The sequence below is a fragment of the Mesorhizobium sp. M0633 genome, from assembly GCF_040320645.1.
Lineage (GTDB): Bacteria > Pseudomonadota > Alphaproteobacteria > Rhizobiales > Rhizobiaceae > Mesorhizobium.
Window position 1 is genome coordinate 65,763 of the sequence record NZ_JAMYQC010000016.1, and the last position, 16,608, is coordinate 82,370.

Genomic DNA, 16,608 nt, shown 5'->3' on the forward strand with positions numbered 1-16,608 from the left:
GAGCACTCGATGACCACGACACGCGATGTGCAGATAGCGGGGACCGGCTTCGCCGTCCTCGATCGGATCTACCAGGCCGGGGTCTTGACCGCGGAGGGACTTGGCGGGTCCTGCGCCAATGTCCTGTGGTCCTTGGCCATGCTCGACCGGAGCGTGGCGCCGATCCTTCGGTTAGGCGCGGACGAGGTGGGGTCCCATCTAGTCGACGCGTTCCGGGCAGCGGGCGCGGTCACCAGCTACATCTACCGCCGCGAGCATCAGCTGTCTCCGGTGCTGGTCCAGTACCTGGACACAGAGAGGGGCGAGCACAGCTTCAGCTCGATATGTCCGGAGACGCTGACCAGGCTTCCGAAATACACGCCTATCATGAACCGGCAGGTTGACGCCTCGTCGGCTGTCACCAGGTCGTGCCGGGTGTTTTACGCCGATCGCCTCAGCCCTGCCATCGTCGAGGCGATGGAGGCAGCGGCAAGCGCGGGCGGCACGGTCTATTTCGAGCCGTCGGAGATTTCGGACCTCGCTCTCTTCCGCCGTGCCTTGCAGGCGACTTCGATCCTGAAGTTCTCCAGCGACCGGTTAGACCGGGCGGTGCTCGACGACCACATGGCCAGCCACCTGTATGCCGTCATAACGAGAGGCTCGGAAGGGCTGGAAGTCGTTCACCGGAACCGGGCCGTCTCCTGCTCCGCGTACCACGTGGAAGAGGTGGTAGACACCTGCGGCTCGGGCGACATGGTGAGCGTGGGACTGATCGACCACCTGGTGTCCCTCGGGGTCGGAAGGATCGGGCTGACCGTCGAGGCGGTCGTCGCCGGCGTTAGAGCGGGTCAGCGACTTGCCGCCGCGAACTGCCGACACGTGGGCGCAAGGGGCCTGTTCACGGCCGAGGGAGCCAGGGCCGCCAGGGACGCGCTGCGGGAATAGGTAGCTTATTCCGCGGCGACGAGGCTCAGCCAGTTATCCATCCGCTCCGTCGGGCTGCGCAGCTCCGTGCGAAGGTCCACCAGCATCTTGCCGAGCATGTTCTGGCCGACCCCGTTGACCTCGCCCCAAAGGCGGTTGACCTCGTTGTCCACCGTCGCCGACTCGATGAGCGCGGCGTCCCCGGTGGAGAGCAACAGTGCCCGTAGGTCTTCGTGTTGGGTGTACTTGGCGGCCAGGACCTTGCGCATCCGGTCGAACTTGAACTTCGACCATCCCGGCGCTACATCCCAATAGTATAGGCCGTGGGCGGCCATCGCGAGCAGTGACGGCGACGGCGCGTCCATGAGCCATTTCCGGACTTCGGGCTTTCGCGCCTTGCCGGCCTGGTAGGCGTGCTCGGAGGTAGCGAACACCTCTCCCTCGAACTCGACCGGGCGTCGATAGAGGTTGCTGAACGCGCCATAGGGCTTCTCGCTCGCCCTGTAGAACCTGATCTCGTTGACCTGGGCCACCGCGCTTCTCCGCCATTGCAAATTCCTGACAACAGTATTATGCAAATTTGCATGAAACTCAACGAGAATGATGCGATCGCACTGGGTTTACGACTTTCCGCTGCTAGGCAAGCTCGGAACTGGTCAATCGCTGAATTGTCTAGAGCATCTGGCGTGGAGGCTAGCCAGGTCTCAAAGGTCTGCGCCGGAAAGTTTCGTTTTATCAATGCGAGCGTGATGCAAATTTGCATTACAGTAGGTGTCATGCCCGAGGCAGTCCCTGCCTTGCCCGCTACCGACCTAGTACTGGTCGATGACCTGGCTGCTGCATGGGCCGCCGCGCGGCCGAACGCCGTGTTGCTCGGTGATTTGCTGGACAGGCTCGCTGGCCTCCGGGGGTAGAAATCGTCAGAAGCGCCACCCTGCGTGACGGATTTAAGGCAGATCGAGAAATGTGATGAGCGAACCGAGGTCGAATTTCTTTGTACGTAACGGTTCTGGAGCACGGAAGAAGAGATCCCTATCCGCGACGATGCGCCGGAGTGCCTTACCTCGCGAAGCTCGGGGTCAACTTGTATCCCTGCCCCTCTTGGGCCTGGGAGTTGTGGCTACTACAATTGATGTCAGCTCGCGTTGTCACCGTTGAGTCGCCGGGAGGCCGTTTATTCGTACGTCGAGTTATGTCCATTGGATGCGTCGAAGCTCGGAAACGTGCGGTGTATTTGTGGCAGCTATTTTGTCCAGCGCGCAAAGAGCGGCCAGTCGGCTGTCGGCCGATATTGTTGAAAAAGTCCGCGTCGCGGTCGCCCGTGGCACTTTCGTAGCATGGCGTTTCGCAGAGACCCCAAAATTGAATCCTGATTCCATGCAATGCGCCGGGGTGGAACTGGATTCTAATATCGGTGGCGATTTCCGCCAGTGACCACCGGCGTGCCAGGTTCTGGCGCTGTGCCCGACCGACATCGGTCGGCACACCCATTCGAACGGCATTGTCGCCTCTGAGATCGACCAGGCGCAGGTCCGCGTTGGTCGGGATCTGCGCATGGGTCAGTTCCACCTCCTCTATTGGAAGATCGTCAAGGATTCCTTCGCGGCGATCGCGGAGCACGGTCTCGAGGAAGCACACCTTCAGGGAGTCGCCGAGGTAAAGGACGCCAAACCGGTTGGCGTCAACACGGCGTCGAGGATCGCTGAACCGGCTCGGCGACTTCCCGTACCCCAATGGATCAGGATAGGTGCTCCAGTAGATCCGACCGAACGTCCGACCGCGCGGTATAGTCTCGATTTCGAGCTTTGCGCGCCCGAAATCGGGTGGAGGAGGAACGCCGGGCATTCAGTCGAAATCGCCCCTGGCCATACCCTCCGCTGCGGCCAACACCGCGGCATCATCGCCTTGCTGAAGGGCTCTAAGGCCCGTCCGGCCATCAAGGGCGCCGTGGCGCGACGCCAGAAACCGATAGACGGCCCAGGCACTGTTGCCGAGAGTCTCGTGGAGCGCCGGCAATGCGCCGAAGGGACGACCGTCCTTGTCGAGTTGCCAGACAGGAAAGCGGAATCCGCGCTTGGCGCCATCGATCCCGAGCACCTGTCCGCTTTGCCGCTTGGCGTTGACCGTCACCCGCGACGTGCCGATCAGCTTGGCAAAGGCATCCGCGCTCAGCATGTCTTCGCCGGCGACAATTTCGGCAACACGCTTGCGGCCACGCGCGCGCGCTGTGGCAAGCGCCGCCTCGAGTTCGGCATCGGGCTTGCCGGTGTCCTCGACGGGAAAGGTATCGATCGGTTGCTCCTCGACCGGCGTGATCGTCTGCGCATCGGCCGCCGGATCGACCTCTACCCGGAACGAGACGCGGTGGCCGATCTTGCGGCTGCGTGCGATCGCTTCCTGATAGCGTTCGAGCAGCACCTTCTTGAAGTCTGCCTGTGCCGGCAGCTTTGTCGTGAAGCTCAGGGCGGCGACTCCCGCCTGCGACGCGGACCCGCCATGATTGCTGCGCTTTGGAGCGGCCATGATGAAAACCTCCTGCTGTCACCAATATGGTTAGAGAGCGCAAGTTCGTCAAGTTCGATAATTTCGTAAAGCCAGTGGAGAATGGCTGCGCATTAAACAATTCCCCAGGCGCGAAACCTTCCCCTGCCCGTCATCTCGCGCAGGCCGAGCTCGCCGACAAGATTGAGCGCCCCCTGTTTTGTCACTTTTAGCCGCTCCTGGATCATGCCAGCCGAGACGAGTGGCCGCGACAGCACCAGCTCGATGAGGTCCGGCAGTTTCGAACTGGCGCGGCGGTCGCGGAGTTTTCGCTCCATCTGGCTTTTTGCCAGCACCAGCCGGTCGTGCTGCTTCAATCCCGCAAGCGCGGCGTCGTGGATTGCATCGACGGAGGCCAGCAACCGGTCGGACCGATTGCGTGCCCGCCGCCGCTCGCGCGGAATGTTTTTGGCGCCGAGATGCAGACAGGCGAGATGGAGGGCGGAAAGATCCTCCTGGCGCAGCAGCGCGGCGCAAAACAGCGGCCCGAGCCAGGCGGCATGCTGCAGCACCTCGATGTCGGTCCAGGCCTCGAGCAGGATCGCGCCGCTCAGGACGACCGGCAGATCCCGCGTCCTGTCGATAACGTCCTGCCATTCGGCCAGCCGTTCTTCTTCATTCCAGTCGAGATCGTAGATCAGGCCGTTTTGCGGCTCCGGCCGGTCACGTCGTGACGTTTCCTCCTTTCGAGCCGGCACGTCGGCGCCACTCAGAATCCTGGATGAGCGGGCCAGAACGGCATCGATCTCGGCAAATTCTTCGGCCAGCAGATCGTCCTCAGCGTCATCCCGACCGTCGGTTTCAACGGTGCTGCTTCCAGCCCCCTCCCCTTCCCGGCTTTTTTGTCCCGATGCCGGCGTCACGCCGCCGCGACCGGTCAGGGCCAAAAAACCTTCCCGGCTGAGCGCCCAGTCCGGTTTTTGCGCAAAAATGCGCCGGCGGGCGCGCAGCACGGCATGCGCCCGGGTGAGTTCGTGGGTCGGCGTGCGGATGTCCATGTGGGCGTCGTGCAGGACAAGGTCCTCGAGGTGCACGAGTTCACCCTCGAGCCAAAGTGCTGCGGCCGCATCGCCAAAATGCTGGCGCTCGACAAAGCCGTCGCGGACGGGGGAATGAGCCAGCCGCTCGTCGAGCCGCGCCAAGGCTTCGGTCACTGTCGTTTTCACTTCCCGATTGCAAACGCCCGAACGTCATATGCTGTCTATGTTTGGCTGCTACGAGAGGCACAATTTCTCGCTAACGATTTCACTGACCGCTCATTTTGTCGAACCAATTGCAAAGCCTGAAACCGGTGCCTGCTGCGTCCCATTCCAAAGAAGCGTGGTCGACGGCGCGCCGCATTGCGAGCGAGATCGACAGGGTTCTGGACGGTTCGGGTTCCCGGCGGACGGCAATCGCACGCGCGGCCGCCGAGCTGCGCCTCTCGACGCGACAGGTCTACAATCTGCTGGCACGCTACCGTGTCGATCGGACCGTGACGTCGCTCTTGCCCGGCGGGGACAGGACCCGGAAGAAGCGCCTTCAGCCAGATATCGAGGAAATCATCGCGACGACACTGCGAGAGCAGTGGTTGGTGCTGGAGGCTCCACCCCTCGCTCCGGTCGTGGCCGAGATCCGTGCCCGATGCGAGGAGGCAGGCCTGGCTGCTCCGTCCTACCTCACGGTCGCCCGCCGAATCCCCGCACTGTTCGGCCCCGAGGAAATCGCGAAGAAGCGATCCGCGAACCCGAAACATCTCCATCGGCTCAAGGCTCGGCCCGGATACATCCATGCGTCGCATCCGCTGGATGTCTGCCAAATCGATCACACGCCGACCGACATCAACTTCGTCGAGGTCGTCGAGGGCGGCGGAACGTTCGTCGGCCGGGCCTACCTGACAATCGTCACCGACGTTGCCACGCGCTGCGTTCTGGGCTTCTGCCTCACGCTCGAAAAGCCCTCGGCGCTGTCGGTCGCCTTGTGCCTGGCGCAGGCGATGTGTCCGAAGGAGGAATGGCTGACTGCGCGTGGCATCGAGCATGGTTGGCCGATGTTCGGCCGACCGCGGTCGCTGGTCACCGACTCCGCCAAGGAGTTCAAAGGGAATGTCTTCCAGCGCGGGTGCGAGGACTACGGCATCCGCATCCGCTACCGGGATCGCGGCCGGGTTCATCACGGCGGCGTGGTCGAAAGGCTGCTCGGGAAGCTCAACGGGGTTCTTGCAACGCAGCCCGGCTCGACAGGCAGCTCCGTGGCGGATCGCGACCAATACCCCGCGGAGCGGCGGGCGCGTCTCAGCTTCGCCGACCTCGAGCGATGCGTCGCGCTCGCGGTGATCGACCACAACCTGCAGCAAAACGCGAGGACCCTGAAGGTGCCGGCGTCAGAATGGGAGGCACATGAACTTGCACGCTTCGACGATGATCCAATGCGGGTCCTGCTGGCATTCATGCCCGGAACGGAGCGGCGCATCTCACCGCAGGGCGTCAGCATGTTCGCGCTCGATTATTACTCGCCTTGGGTGGGCGAGCTTGTTCCGCAGCGAGATCGGCTAGGCAAGCTCGAGCTTCGATACGACCCGCGCGACATCAGCCACATCTATGCCCGCGATCCCGAAACCAGAGAGTTTCGATCGTTGGAGCGGCGCGACGGCATGCTCGCTCCGATGACATTGTGGGAGCACGAGGCCGACCGGCTCCAGCGACGCACCGCGAACACGCGCACGAACGTCGAGAAGGTGACCCTGCGGCGTCAAATCGCTGAGATCGCCGGCGGACCGAAGCCGTCGAAGGCCGAACTGCGCAATGCCGTACGCAAATCCCACGCCACAGACGCCCCCAAGCCCTATGACGCGATGCGGCAGGCGACGCCGGCGCCTGCCCATCATCCCGTTCGCCCGAAGCGCCACCTGCCCGTGGAGGATTGGTGACGTGGCGGACCATCTGCTCGATCACGTTCGTCCCCACCTCGACCACGGCACGGCCGAGCGGATCGCCTATATCCAGGCGCCGCGATGGATCGGACACCAGGTGGCGGTCCAGGCGCACGAGCGCCTTGCCGAGCTTCTGTCGCGGCCGCCATCGTTGCGGACCCGAGCCCTGATGCTCGTCGGACCCTATGCCAACGGCAAGACGATGATCGCCGAACGATTTGCCGTCGGGCATCTGAGAGCAGCCGAGCAGCAGCGGGTGTGGGTGGTGCAGACGCGTGAGGGCGCCGGTCTCGCCCATTTCTACGGAAGCATTCTGCAGGCGTTGCGCGCGCCAACGGGCAGCAGCCGGGACGTTGGCCGCAAGGCAGAACAGGTCGATCATCTGCTCGACAGGCTGAAGCCCAGAATCCTGATCTTTGATGAGTTCCACAATGCCCTGCGCGGCCGGGCGCGCGACGTCGAGGCCGTGCTTGCCTTCCTTCGGAGGATCGGCCGCCAGTTCGACATCTCGCCGGTTCTGATCGGTGAGGTCGCCGTCTACGACTTCGTCAACCAGACCGCCGAAATGGCAACACGGATCGACCTGCACGCAGTGCCGCGCTGGCAATATGGCGAAGAGTTCCTTGCGCTGCTCGACAGCCTCGAGAGCGCCTTGCCGCTCGCCCGCCCGTCCGATCTCTCGGATGAACCTACGGCGCGAACAATCTTCCAGCTCTCCGAGGGACTGATCGGCGAGATCGTCGCGATCGTCTCCGCGGCCGCCTCGACCGCGGTGAAGTCCGGAGAGGAGCGAGTCACGAAATCGGGCATCGAGGCGCTGCGCTACGTCCCGGTCTCAAAACGCCGTCGGGCGCTCGTGCGCGCCGAACTGCTGTGACAGGGAATGCGGGACGGGCCTTCGCGATCGAGATCCGCGAGCGATATCGTGACGTCGCTCCAGATAAGTGGCCGGTTGCCGTCGAGCCGCTTCCGGACGAACTTCTGTCGAGCTGGCTGCACCGTCTTGCGATGGCGAACGGCATCGCGCCGCGGTCGTTCCCTAGCGTCCTCGGGCTCGGCGAAGGGATGTGGTCGCCGCGGCTCGACCTTCGGTTGCCGCGCAACGTCGCCACGTTGCTCTCCGATCAGACGGGCCTGGGGATCAAGAACCTTTCGGCGATGACGATGAGCGGCGGTGCGATGGCCCCGCTCCTGCTGCCGTTGCGCGACAGCGCGCATCGGAACCGTTCGACGTGGATGCAGTATTGCCCCCTTTGCCTTGCAGCGGACGAGGCACCATATTTCCGGCGGCAGTGGCGGCTGGCATCGCGTGTGTCGTGCTTCGCGCATGGCTGTGGTCTTCGAGATAGATGCCCAGCCTGCCGCGCGGGCATCGCGACCTTCGACCAGGGCGAGTTTGTCCCGCAGCATTTTTGCGCGCGATGCGGGTTCGACCTGCGCGCTGCTCCGAAGGCCTCAGTGAAGGCGACTGCACGTCGGCTGGAACGCGCGATCGCGGATATATGCATGGTGGAGTCGGTCAAGGGTTCGGCGAAGACCAGTGACGCGGTCTCCCGCGTACTGCGTACGCCGGCGGCCGCCAATATCCGCTCGGGGAGGACGCTCACGAATCTCTCGACCGCCGCGCGCGTTGGCTGCTTCGAGGCGCTCGCGGCGAAACCTCTTGATTGGCTTGTGAACGACATGGACGGCGCCGACGCATACCGACGTTGGATGATAGTGGCCGCAGGCGGCCATGAGGCGCTGATCGCACGCTTTGCAGACTTCCTGGAGGGACATAAGGGAGCGCCGCGATCGAAGCGTACCCCTGGTATGTGTGCGGATCGATCCGAATTATTCGGCGCTTATTTGCGCGTCATGCACTCCGATGGCGCTCGTGCCTCAGCAAAAGGTAGCTGCGGCTCAAGCACGCGCCATTCGAAGTCGGTGATATGAAAGCCGTCGGTCAGTAAGTGACCTCATTGTCGCCGTTCGGGATACTTACGACGCAGTTCCATCTTGCCATTCGTTCGGTTTTACCGCGAACGGCAGAGTCGGAGCCGTGAGCTGACTGGCGGCTTTGACTCGTCGACTGAGGAAAGCGGGAGCATACTTTCTATTGTGAGTTGACACTTATCGTTTCGATCTGCGGCGAAATGGGCATAGAAGATTTCCGGCAGCAGCTGGTCGAATATCGACGGTGACGGAAAATCTTAACGTGAGCCCTCTGACGCCTACACCAGCCCAACCCAGCGCCGGAGCGTTTTCCACAGCCGTACCCACCACCGTGAATTGCGGGCGGCCTCGCGGTAATGCGCTTCCCGCCTGCGATGATCTGAGTTCAGTGCTGCGACCGTCTGCGCAGCGCTCATGGCAGGCGCCCAATCGACCTGCCCTTCCGTGATCAGATAGTGGGAGCGGCACGGCAGTTGCCCGCTGCCGATCGAGGGGCGGATAGTCGGCCGCCCGTTCCGCTCGGTCAGGGTCCATCCGGTCGGCCCCAGGGAAACTGGCACTTTGCTGCCGCAGCCACACGCGCAAAGGTGCACCGCGACCTTGTACTCGTCGGACGCGTAGACGACGCCGGGTTCCAATTCCCGCGGGACATAGTGGACCTTCTCGAGGCGGAAATCGCTCACTCGGTCGGTTCCACGAACAGTTTGGGCAACGCGGTATTCATCAGCAGATGATACGCTGGCTGCGCCTGTGCGTAAAATCCGCAATGCTGCTTGAAGCACAGCATGGCGAGGCTCGCATTGAGTGCGTTCAGCTCCGCGATCTGGATGTTGGCGCGGTACTCGTCACCAGGCGGATCGGTGAGGGGGATCAGCTTCTTGCTTCGGACCTCCTCCGCTTCGCCGGGCAGCAGCACGTTGGTGCGGACCATGCCGGCGAGGGCGCCGTTGGTACGGACAAGCCCCATGCCGACATCCACGAAGGGTATGCCCAGACGGATAAGCAGATCGAAGATGTCAGCGCGCGCGCTGCCGCTGTCGATGCAGACGAAGGCGAAGGTCACCCCGGCGAAATCAGCGTCACAGGTGCCGTCGATCGCCTTGGCCTCGAGCTTAAGGCCCTTGCGGAACGTTTCATAGCGCCTCTGGTAGACCTCGGCCTTCGGCTTGCCGAGCTCGTCCTGCAGCAACTGTCCTGGGGAACGGAAGGCGTTGTGGACATGAAACGGCTTCGGGTCAAAACCCCGGATCTTGTTGACGTTCGTCTTGACGAGGTAATCCAGGACATAGGCGCCGGTGCCGCCTAGTCCGATGAGGGCGACGTCCTGGCCGTTGAATTTGGCCGCGAGATCGCCGATCAGCGCGCGGCTGGTCAGTGTGTCACGGTAGTGGAAAACGCTCTCCGGGCCTGCATCGTCGTCAACGTTGAACGTGAAAGGGTTCGCTTCCGGAAAACGGTGGCGCGCAGGCCCGGACAGGATCGTTAGGTAGTGTTCAATCTTGACGAAGAAATCCGGAAGGCCCTGCGGCGGCTTGTTGGAGAAGGAGCGCTGGACGACGACGTCCGTCTTGGCCAACGGGACGCTCGCCGTGCCGCCCCCCAAGAAGGGGATCGGCTTACCGTTGAGGCCGTGGGGCACGCCGCCTGCAAAGAACACCTGGTGGTCATGCGGCGTGACGCGGGTGCCGTCGATATCCTTCATGGTGGTGACGATCGCGCCCCAGCACAAGTTGCCCGCGGCATCTAGATAGGGGATGTCGCGGACGACGAGGTAGTCGCTGTCGAGCCGGAGCGCGTAGCCCCGGTCGATCAGCTTCTGAATGTCGGGATTACGACTCGCTAGTTGGAATAACATGGAAGTCTATCCCGTCCTTGGCCTTGACCGAGCCGCCGGGGGAAAGGGTCCCCTCCTTAGGCTTGTCACCGCGGGTGTAGGTCACCGAATAGACGGTGTCCGGATGCTGCGGGTACGTGGGATCGAAGAGAGTCACGACCTCCGCATAGGTCAGCACTTCCTTTTTGGGGACGTCGTAGGGCGTGCCGTTCACCGTGATGGTGATCGTCTTGTTCGGGCCTTTGTTCTCGTCAGACATAGGAGATCTCCTTGATTATCCGCGGGGCGGGTTAGGGTCGTTGCCGTGGCTGTCGCTCTGGGCGATCCGGCCGTCGAGGTTGTGGATCTTGAGCTCCGTCGACTGGTTGCGGCTGACGCCGCGGCCGTAGTCGATGGCCTCGCGCTTGGTATCGAAGTGACCGGAGGCCCGCCACGCTTGACGTCCCAACCCCCGTTGGGGTTATGGACCACATGATGTGTCTTGGCCTGAGCCCTTAGAGGCCATATCTAGTTCTCCTACGTCACTAACAAGATGAAAAGTATGCCTACTCCGAACAACATGGGGTGACTGGGATCGGTTGTCAAGGACTCTGGGTGCTGCTATTCTGAACTTTCCAATCGGAAAGGACTGACGGTGGCCACGCCCCTCGGCGAAAAAATTCGTGACCTGCGGAAAAGTAGGGGTTTTACGCTCGATCGGCTTGCCGAACTGAGTGAGTCCAGCAAGAGCTACATCTGGGAACTTGAGAACAAGGACCCGCCGCGCCCCTCGGCCGACAAGGTTGCCAAGATCGCCGTCGCGCTCGGCGTCACCCCCGACTACTTAATGACCGAGGAAGTGACCGTGGCGGACGCGACGGACACGGCGTTCTTCCGCAAGTACCAAAGCAAAGATCCCGTTACCAAGGATAAGATTCGCAGGATGCTGGACCTCTTGGACGACGACGAATGACGGCACCGTTCACGCCAGAGCGCTGGGCTTTTGAAATCACACACCTCCTAAACGCCGTTCTGGGTGCGGACCGCTATCCCCTCGACATCGGGATGATTGCGCGAGATTACTCGAGCCAGCGCTTTCCGCAGGATCCCATCCTGAAGGTGGCGGGCGGTGATATCCCGAAATTCGACGGCGCGTTGTACCCATCGCGCAAGCGCCCCGGCTGGCATATCTTGTACAACGACACGATCACGTCACGCGGCCGCATCAATTTCACATTGGCACATGAGTTCGGGCACTATCTCCTTCACCGTCGGAAATATCCGACGGGGTTCGAGTGCGGCCAGCAACAGATCGTAAGGTGGGATTCCGAATACGGTCAGGTGGAACACCAAGCCAACGTCTTCGCCGCAAATTTCCTCATGCCGCTTGACGATTTCAGGCGCCTCCTGCCGGACAGGTCGCCCGCGACCCTGGCCGTCCTGAAGCAATGCGCCGAGCGATACAACGTGTCGCTCATCGCCGCGGCGCTGCGCTGGCTCAGTTACACGACCAAGCGGGCAATCCTGGTCAACTCCCGAGACGGCTACATCCTATGGGCGCGTTCGAGTGAGAGCGCGCTCCGGACAGGGGCATACTTCAAGACGGCGGGTCGCCCCCCCATCGAAGTGTCGGCGACGTCGCTGGCGGCCAACCCCGGCAGGCTCGCGGCGGGACAGTCAGAAATGGATCATGCGGCCGGCGTCTGGCTGCGGGAGCCGGCCTGCGAAATGGCATTGCACGCCGAGCAGTATGACTTCGTGCTGTCGCTCCTGATCCTCGACGATGCGCCGCCGCGGTTCGTGTCCGAAGACCCGGATGAACTAGAAGACACCTACGACCGGTTCGTCCGATAGCTACCTCGCCGTTCGCTTTGCGCGAAAGAATCCTTAATCGCTTTAGGTAGCGACTTCTGCGTTGTTGTAAGTATCGGCCCATTTTGTGGGCATTATGTGGATTTACACGACCAGAGGCGCATTGCCGCTATTCTGTGACTTTTTGCTGACGGCCTAGTCATCGATTTCGAATCCGACGCCCAGTGCGTCGCCGCTGGAGAACTCCGGCATGATATCGCCGGCCAGCAGCTTTTCCTTGCTGAGCAAGCCGGCATCCTCGAGCGCCTCGAAGTCGGGGAGATCGCGAAGGGTTTCAAGCCCGAACTCCAGTAGGAATGCCTGCGTGGTGACGTAGGTGTAGGGCGCCCCCGGCCGCGGCGCGCGCGGGCCGGATGCGATGAATCCGAATGAGCGTAGATTGCCGATCAGGTCGCGGCTGATCTCCTTGCCGAAGAAGCTGGACAGCTCGGCCCGGGTGATCGGCTGGAAGTAGGCGACGCACATGAGCACGAGCACCTCCGATTGCGTCAGGTCAATCGCCCTTTCACTGCTGCCGACCGCCGCACGGATGGCGTCGGCATAGGCGGGCCGGGTCAGATGTTTCCAGCCGCCGGCAACGGAAACCAAGTCGTAGGGGCGGCCGCGCAGTTCCTCGCGGATGTCGTCGATCAAAACGTCGATGCTGCAGCTCTTGCCGACGATGCGCGCCAGCGTCTCGCGCCCAACGGGCTCGCTGGCAGCAAAAATGGTTGCTTCGACGCGATGCATCCATTCGCGCCAGCGCGCCTCCGGCGGCAGATGATCGAGCTCACGGTCGAACAAATCGTCTTCTGGTCGTCCCTTGCCTCTTTTCCCACGCGCCGCCTCCGCCATCGTCCCTACAACCCGTAGACGCGAAAGGTCGGCCGGCCGGAGAGTTCACGCACCGCGCTGAACTCGACCAAGCGGTCAAATAGACGGCGCAGGCCGCGGTCACTCATGCCAGCGATCTTTTCCGAGGCAACGATCGCATCTTCGGAGAGCAGCCTTTCGACAACGGCATCCGACGCCTTAGCCCTGAGCTTTGGAGCGACGGCGAGCAGCCGATCGGCGCGGCGCCCAAGCTCGGTGGACAGATCGATGGCGCGGAGCACAGCTCGCGCCTGTGCGCCAAGCAACATGCTCACCTGATCCGGCGTCGACGGGGTGCCCGGCAAGAGGCGCGTGCAGCCGTACCTTTTGGCTCCGGCTGACTCACCGCCCAGCAGCGGCACGGCATGTTGCCAGCCGAGCCGTTGCGCCAGCAGCGCGTCGGCGATCCACAACGCGGCAGCGCGCGGCAGGCCGAGGCGCTCGGCGGCAGCACAGGCGTCGGCCAAAGCCGCGACCGAACCGTCGGTCGCGGCGATCTGCCGTAGCTCATCCGCCAGATCGCCGAGCGCCTCGCCGTCGCGGACAAAAAAGCCGAATTCCTCCAATGCCGCGGCGAGGTTTTGCTCCGTCAGAAGCTCCGCCGCGGGCCGGGCTGCCAGCCGTCGCCAGGCCAACAGCATCCGGCCAGCGGGGCCGACGTCATCGCCCGGTCGGGTGAGCAGCACGGCATCGCGCAGCGCGGCTTCATCCTCGATTCGGCCGCCCTGCCGGGCCGTAACCGTAGCCGCGGCGAGCGCCAGACGCTGCCGCCAGGCGCCGGCCCATCGTTCCTGCCGGCGCACAACCGCGTCGAGCGCGCCAATGGCGGCGCCGGAGATGAGCGCGACATCGTCAAACCCTTGCCCGGCACGGCCTTGCGAGTCCGATATCGCCCTGCGCAGCCAACCTGGAACCGGCAGCGCCGACGCGGCAGAGGCCAGGGCGAGCGGTTGGGCCGGCAGTCGCCGAGAGGATTTTGGACGCAGAATCATCGTCGACAGCATGAATCATGACGGCGCTTTTTGCAATTGAAATGCCAATATTCCGCCGCGCTTGTCGCCTTCGTTTTACGTCCGATAAGGTTGCATTATCGGACGTATGCGGATAGGCTTGCAAATCATGGAATCTCCCCCGCCGAAACCCACCGAAAGCGACGTTCCCGCCGACGACCCGCTCGACCGCGAGCTGCCCGACATCGTCGATCTGGTGATGGATATGGGCTCTTCGCCGCCCGCCCCACGGGCGCCGACGCGCCTGGAAGCGCTGGTCGAGACCGCGACAGGCTATGCCAAGGCCGCCAGCTCGGAAAACACGCGAGACGCCTACGCCAAGGACTGGCGGCATTTTTCGTCCTGGTGCCGGCGCAACGGCTTCGATCCCCTGCCCCCGGACTCGAAGGTGATCGGGCTTTATATCAGCGCGTGCGCGGCCGGCGGGCCGAAGCTCGGCGCCCCGGCGCTCTCCGTTTCAACGATCGAGCGGCGCCTGTCCGGCCTCGCCTGGAACTTTACCCAGCGCGGCCAGCCGATGGATCGCGCCGATCGGCATATTTCCACCGTGCTCGCCGGCATCCGTCGCAAGCACGCAAAGCCGCCGCGCCAGAAGGAGGCCGTGCTCGGCGAGGATCTGTTGGCCATGGTCGCAACGCTGGATCATGGTTTGAGAGGCCTCCGGGACCGCGCCATCCTGCTCCTCGGCTTCGCCGGCGGCCTGCGGCGTTCGGAAATCGTCGGCCTCGACGTCGCCCGCGACGACAAGAGCGACGGCGCCGGCTGGATCGAGATTTTTCCGGGCAAGGGCGTGCTCGTCACGCTCCGAGGCAAAGGCAATCGCTGGCGAGAGGTCGAAGTTGGCCGCGGCACCTCCGACCAGACATGCCCGGTCGTCGCTCTGGAAACCTGGATCAGGTACGGCCGCATCGCTCGCGGCCCCCTCTTCCGGCGCATCTTCAAGGACAACAAGACCGTCGACGTCGAGCGGCTCTCCGACAAGCACGTTGCCCGCCTGGTCAAGCAGACCGCGCTCGCCGCCGGCGTTCGCGCCGATCTGCCGGATGCAGAACGGGTACTCCTGTTTGCCGGGCACTCGCTGCGTTCAGGTCTCGCCTCGTCGGCCGAGATTGAAGAACGCTACGTGCAGAAGCAGCTCGGACATGCCTCGGCCGAGATGACCCGCAAATACCAGCGCCGGCGCGATCGGTTCCGGACCAACCTCACCAGGGCGTCAGGGCTCTGAAAAGCCCCCTCCCTCCCCCATTTCAGGCCGTCGCTTGGCGATCCAGGAGGGCAGGATTTTCACCTTAGCGTTTCAATTGAAATCAGGAAGTAAAACCGACAGCCGTGCAAGTTGCCGGCGACACGATCTTTTGGTGGTTTAAGCCATCCTTTATCCTTGCAATTCTGGAATCATACTCCATAAATGCAAGGATGATCGAGCGCCGCATAACAGCCGACCTCAATGAACTGCTCGACAGCATGCCCGCCGTCGCACTCATCGGACCGCGGCAAGTCGGCAAGACGACGCTTGCGCTCGCCGTAGGCGAACGGCGCCCCTCGATTTATCTCGACCTCGAGTCCGATGCAGACCGCGCCAGACTTGCTGAGCCGGAGCTCTATCTCGCCGAGCACCAGGACAAGCTGGTAATTCTCGACGAGGTCCATCGGCTGCCAGGGCTATTCCAGAACCTGCGTGGACTCATAGACCGCGGCCGCCGTAGCGGACAAAAAGCCGGCCGTTTCCTGCTGCTCGGGTCCGCATCGATCGATCTTCTCAAGCAGTCCGGCGAGACGCTGGCAGGCCGCATCGCCTATCTCGAAATGCACCCAATCGATGGTCTCGAATTGCCTGCCGACGACATCAGTTCCCTGTGGGTGCGCGGCGGTTTTCCCGACAGTTTTCTCGCCGCCAGTGACCGCGCCAGCCAACGCTGGAGACAGGACTTTATCCGAACCTATCTGGAGCGCGACATTCCTCTGCTGGGTCCCCGTATTCCTGCCGAAACGCTGCGCCGATTCTGGACCATGCTAGCGCATCAACAGTCCAGCCTCCTTAATGCGGCGGCATTCGCACGCGCTCTCGGTGTAGACGGCAAGACGGCCGCCTCGTATCTCGACTTGTTGGTCGACCTCCTATTGGTGCGCAGGCTGAAGCCTTGGCACGCCAATGTCGGCAAGCGGCTGGTCAAATCGCCGCGCATTTATGTCCGCGACAGCGGCATCACCCATACGCTGCTCGGCCTCGCCTCGCAGGAAGATGTACTCGGTCATCCCGTCGCTGGTGCGAGTTGGGAGGGTTTCGTCATCGAATCGCTCATCGCGATGGCACCGCAAGGGTCTCAGAGCAATTTCTACCGGACAGCCGCCGGCGCTGAGATCGATCTCCTTCTCACTTTTCCCGGACGGCGTCCCTGGGCAATTGAGGTCAAGCGGAGCCTGACCCCTAAAGTCGAAAGAGGCTTCCATGAGGCCTGTGAAGATCTTAATCCAGAGCGGCGCATCGTCGTCTATCCGGGCATTCAGTCCTTTCCGCTGAAGAACGGCGTGGAGGTCTTGCCATTGACGGTCATCGGCAAGGACATTCTGGAACTGCGGTGACGACTGCGGCAGCGCCTCATCACCTCGCCCGATCGGCTTTTCTTGCGCAGACGCATGAGAACAGGACTGATGGAAAACTGCCCTGCCCTGGCCTTGTTGGTCAGGCCGCGCAGATAGCCCGCCGACTTTGAAATATGCTCGGTCTGCGGCGCCGACGATCGACAAGGCCGCACTCTCTCGCTTGAACT

The 16,608-nt window shown here is 62.9% G+C and carries 19 protein-coding genes; 9 read left to right on the top strand and 10 right to left on the bottom strand.

All coding sequences use genetic code 11. The features are described from left to right. The first annotated feature begins 9 nt into the window (after nt 1-9). Nucleotides 10-924 carry a PfkB family carbohydrate kinase gene (locus NKI47_RS18225; protein WP_352592216.1) on the top strand — a complete coding sequence of 305 codons (915 nt, stop codon included), beginning with the start codon at nt 10-12 and terminating at the stop codon, nt 922-924. A gap of 5 nt (nt 925-929) precedes the next feature. Here the strand turns inward: NKI47_RS18225 and ybiA are convergent, their stop codons facing one another. Then, nucleotides 930-1,436 (bottom strand): riboflavin biosynthesis intermediates N-glycosidase, encoded by a 507-nt coding sequence (gene ybiA / locus NKI47_RS18230; protein ID WP_352592219.1) that lies wholly within the window; start codon nt 1,434-1,436, stop codon nt 930-932. Nucleotides 1,437-1,487: 51 nt separating this feature from the next. On the opposite strand from ybiA, the gene NKI47_RS18235 reads away from it, so the two are divergent. Then, complete coding sequence (locus tag NKI47_RS18235) at nt 1,488-1,817, top strand: helix-turn-helix domain-containing protein (RefSeq protein ID WP_352592222.1); 330 nt, start codon at nt 1,488-1,490, stop codon at nt 1,815-1,817. Nucleotides 1,818-1,962: 145 nt separating this feature from the next. Here NKI47_RS18235 and NKI47_RS18240 read toward each other — a convergent pair whose 3' ends face one another. The 3 genes from NKI47_RS18240 to NKI47_RS18250 form a co-directional block, all read right to left on the bottom strand. Next, entirely contained in the window at nt 1,963-2,748 is a 786-nt protein-coding gene (locus NKI47_RS18240; protein ID WP_352592225.1) for an RES family NAD+ phosphorylase, read from the bottom strand. Next, entirely contained in the window at nt 2,749-3,426 is a 678-nt protein-coding gene (locus tag NKI47_RS18245; RefSeq protein WP_352452669.1) for an XRE family transcriptional regulator, read from the bottom strand. 92 nt (nt 3,427-3,518) lie between these two features. After that, nucleotides 3,519-4,598: an RHE_PE00001 family protein gene (locus NKI47_RS18250; RefSeq protein WP_352592229.1), complete on the bottom strand. Its 1,080-nt coding sequence runs from the start codon at nt 4,596-4,598 to the stop codon at nt 3,519-3,521. Nucleotides 4,599-4,705: 107 nt separating this feature from the next. Here NKI47_RS18250 and NKI47_RS18255 point away from each other — a divergent pair, with 107 nt between their 5' ends. From NKI47_RS18255 to NKI47_RS18265, 3 genes are read left to right on the top strand one after another with little or no spacing between them, the layout of a single operon-like run. Then, entirely contained in the window at nt 4,706-6,352 is a 1,647-nt protein-coding gene (locus NKI47_RS18255) for a TnsB C-terminal domain-containing protein (protein WP_352592232.1), read from the top strand. 1 nt (nt 6,353) lies between these two features. Further along, a complete protein-coding gene (locus NKI47_RS18260) occupies nt 6,354-7,232 on the top strand; it encodes a TniB family NTP-binding protein (RefSeq protein WP_352592235.1) in 879 nt (292 codons plus the stop codon). Further along, on the top strand, nt 7,229-8,290 hold the full coding sequence (locus NKI47_RS18265) for a TniQ family protein (protein WP_352592238.1): 1,062 nt from the start codon (nt 7,229-7,231) through the stop codon (nt 8,288-8,290). The genes NKI47_RS18260 and NKI47_RS18265 overlap by 4 nt, the downstream gene beginning before the upstream one ends. 278 nt (nt 8,291-8,568) lie before the next feature. Here NKI47_RS18265 and NKI47_RS18270 read toward each other — a convergent pair whose 3' ends face one another. From NKI47_RS18270 to NKI47_RS18285, 4 genes are read right to left on the bottom strand one after another with little or no spacing between them, the layout of a single operon-like run. Beyond that, nucleotides 8,569-8,973: a ubiquitination-like system serine protease family protein gene (locus tag NKI47_RS18270; RefSeq protein WP_352592241.1), complete on the bottom strand. Its 405-nt coding sequence runs from the start codon at nt 8,971-8,973 to the stop codon at nt 8,569-8,571. Further along, nucleotides 8,970-10,145, bottom strand: coding sequence for a ThiF family adenylyltransferase (locus tag NKI47_RS18275; protein WP_352592244.1), 1,176 nt, complete (start codon nt 10,143-10,145; stop codon nt 8,970-8,972). Before NKI47_RS18275 ends, NKI47_RS18270 begins: the two co-directional genes overlap by 4 nt. Then, a complete protein-coding gene (locus tag NKI47_RS18280) occupies nt 10,120-10,383 on the bottom strand; it encodes a multiubiquitin domain-containing protein (RefSeq protein ID WP_352592247.1) in 264 nt (87 codons plus the stop codon). The genes NKI47_RS18275 and NKI47_RS18280 overlap by 26 nt, the downstream gene beginning before the upstream one ends. 15 nt (nt 10,384-10,398) lie before the next feature. Next, entirely contained in the window at nt 10,399-10,572 is a 174-nt protein-coding gene (locus NKI47_RS18285) for a DUF2188 domain-containing protein (protein WP_502898047.1), read from the bottom strand. A gap of 186 nt (nt 10,573-10,758) precedes the next feature. Between NKI47_RS18285 and NKI47_RS18290 the strand changes: the two genes are divergently transcribed. After that, nucleotides 10,759-11,076, top strand: coding sequence for a helix-turn-helix domain-containing protein (locus tag NKI47_RS18290; RefSeq protein ID WP_352592250.1), 318 nt, complete (start codon nt 10,759-10,761; stop codon nt 11,074-11,076). Next, nucleotides 11,073-11,957: an ImmA/IrrE family metallo-endopeptidase gene (locus NKI47_RS18295; RefSeq protein ID WP_352592253.1), complete on the top strand. Its 885-nt coding sequence runs from the start codon at nt 11,073-11,075 to the stop codon at nt 11,955-11,957. Before NKI47_RS18290 ends, NKI47_RS18295 begins: the two co-directional genes overlap by 4 nt. Before the next feature lie 153 nt (nt 11,958-12,110). Here the strand turns inward: NKI47_RS18295 and scpB are convergent, their stop codons facing one another. Together scpB and NKI47_RS18305 are read right to left on the bottom strand one after the other, a co-directional pair. Continuing rightward, on the bottom strand, nt 12,111-12,809 hold the full coding sequence (gene scpB / locus NKI47_RS18300) for an SMC-Scp complex subunit ScpB (protein ID WP_352592256.1): 699 nt from the start codon (nt 12,807-12,809) through the stop codon (nt 12,111-12,113). A 5-nt stretch (nt 12,810-12,814) separates the two neighbouring features. Next, entirely contained in the window at nt 12,815-13,819 is a 1,005-nt protein-coding gene (locus NKI47_RS18305) for a DUF1403 family protein (RefSeq protein ID WP_352592259.1), read from the bottom strand. A gap of 127 nt (nt 13,820-13,946) precedes the next feature. On the opposite strand from NKI47_RS18305, the gene NKI47_RS18310 reads away from it, so the two are divergent. Together NKI47_RS18310 and NKI47_RS18315 are read left to right on the top strand one after the other, a co-directional pair. After that, nucleotides 13,947-15,062 carry a tyrosine-type recombinase/integrase gene (locus tag NKI47_RS18310; protein WP_352592262.1) on the top strand — a complete coding sequence of 372 codons (1,116 nt, stop codon included), beginning with the start codon at nt 13,947-13,949 and terminating at the stop codon, nt 15,060-15,062. 191 nt (nt 15,063-15,253) lie between these two features. After that, nucleotides 15,254-16,420: an ATP-binding protein gene (locus tag NKI47_RS18315; RefSeq protein WP_352592265.1), complete on the top strand. Its 1,167-nt coding sequence runs from the start codon at nt 15,254-15,256 to the stop codon at nt 16,418-16,420. The last annotated feature ends 188 nt before the right edge of the window (nt 16,421-16,608 follow it).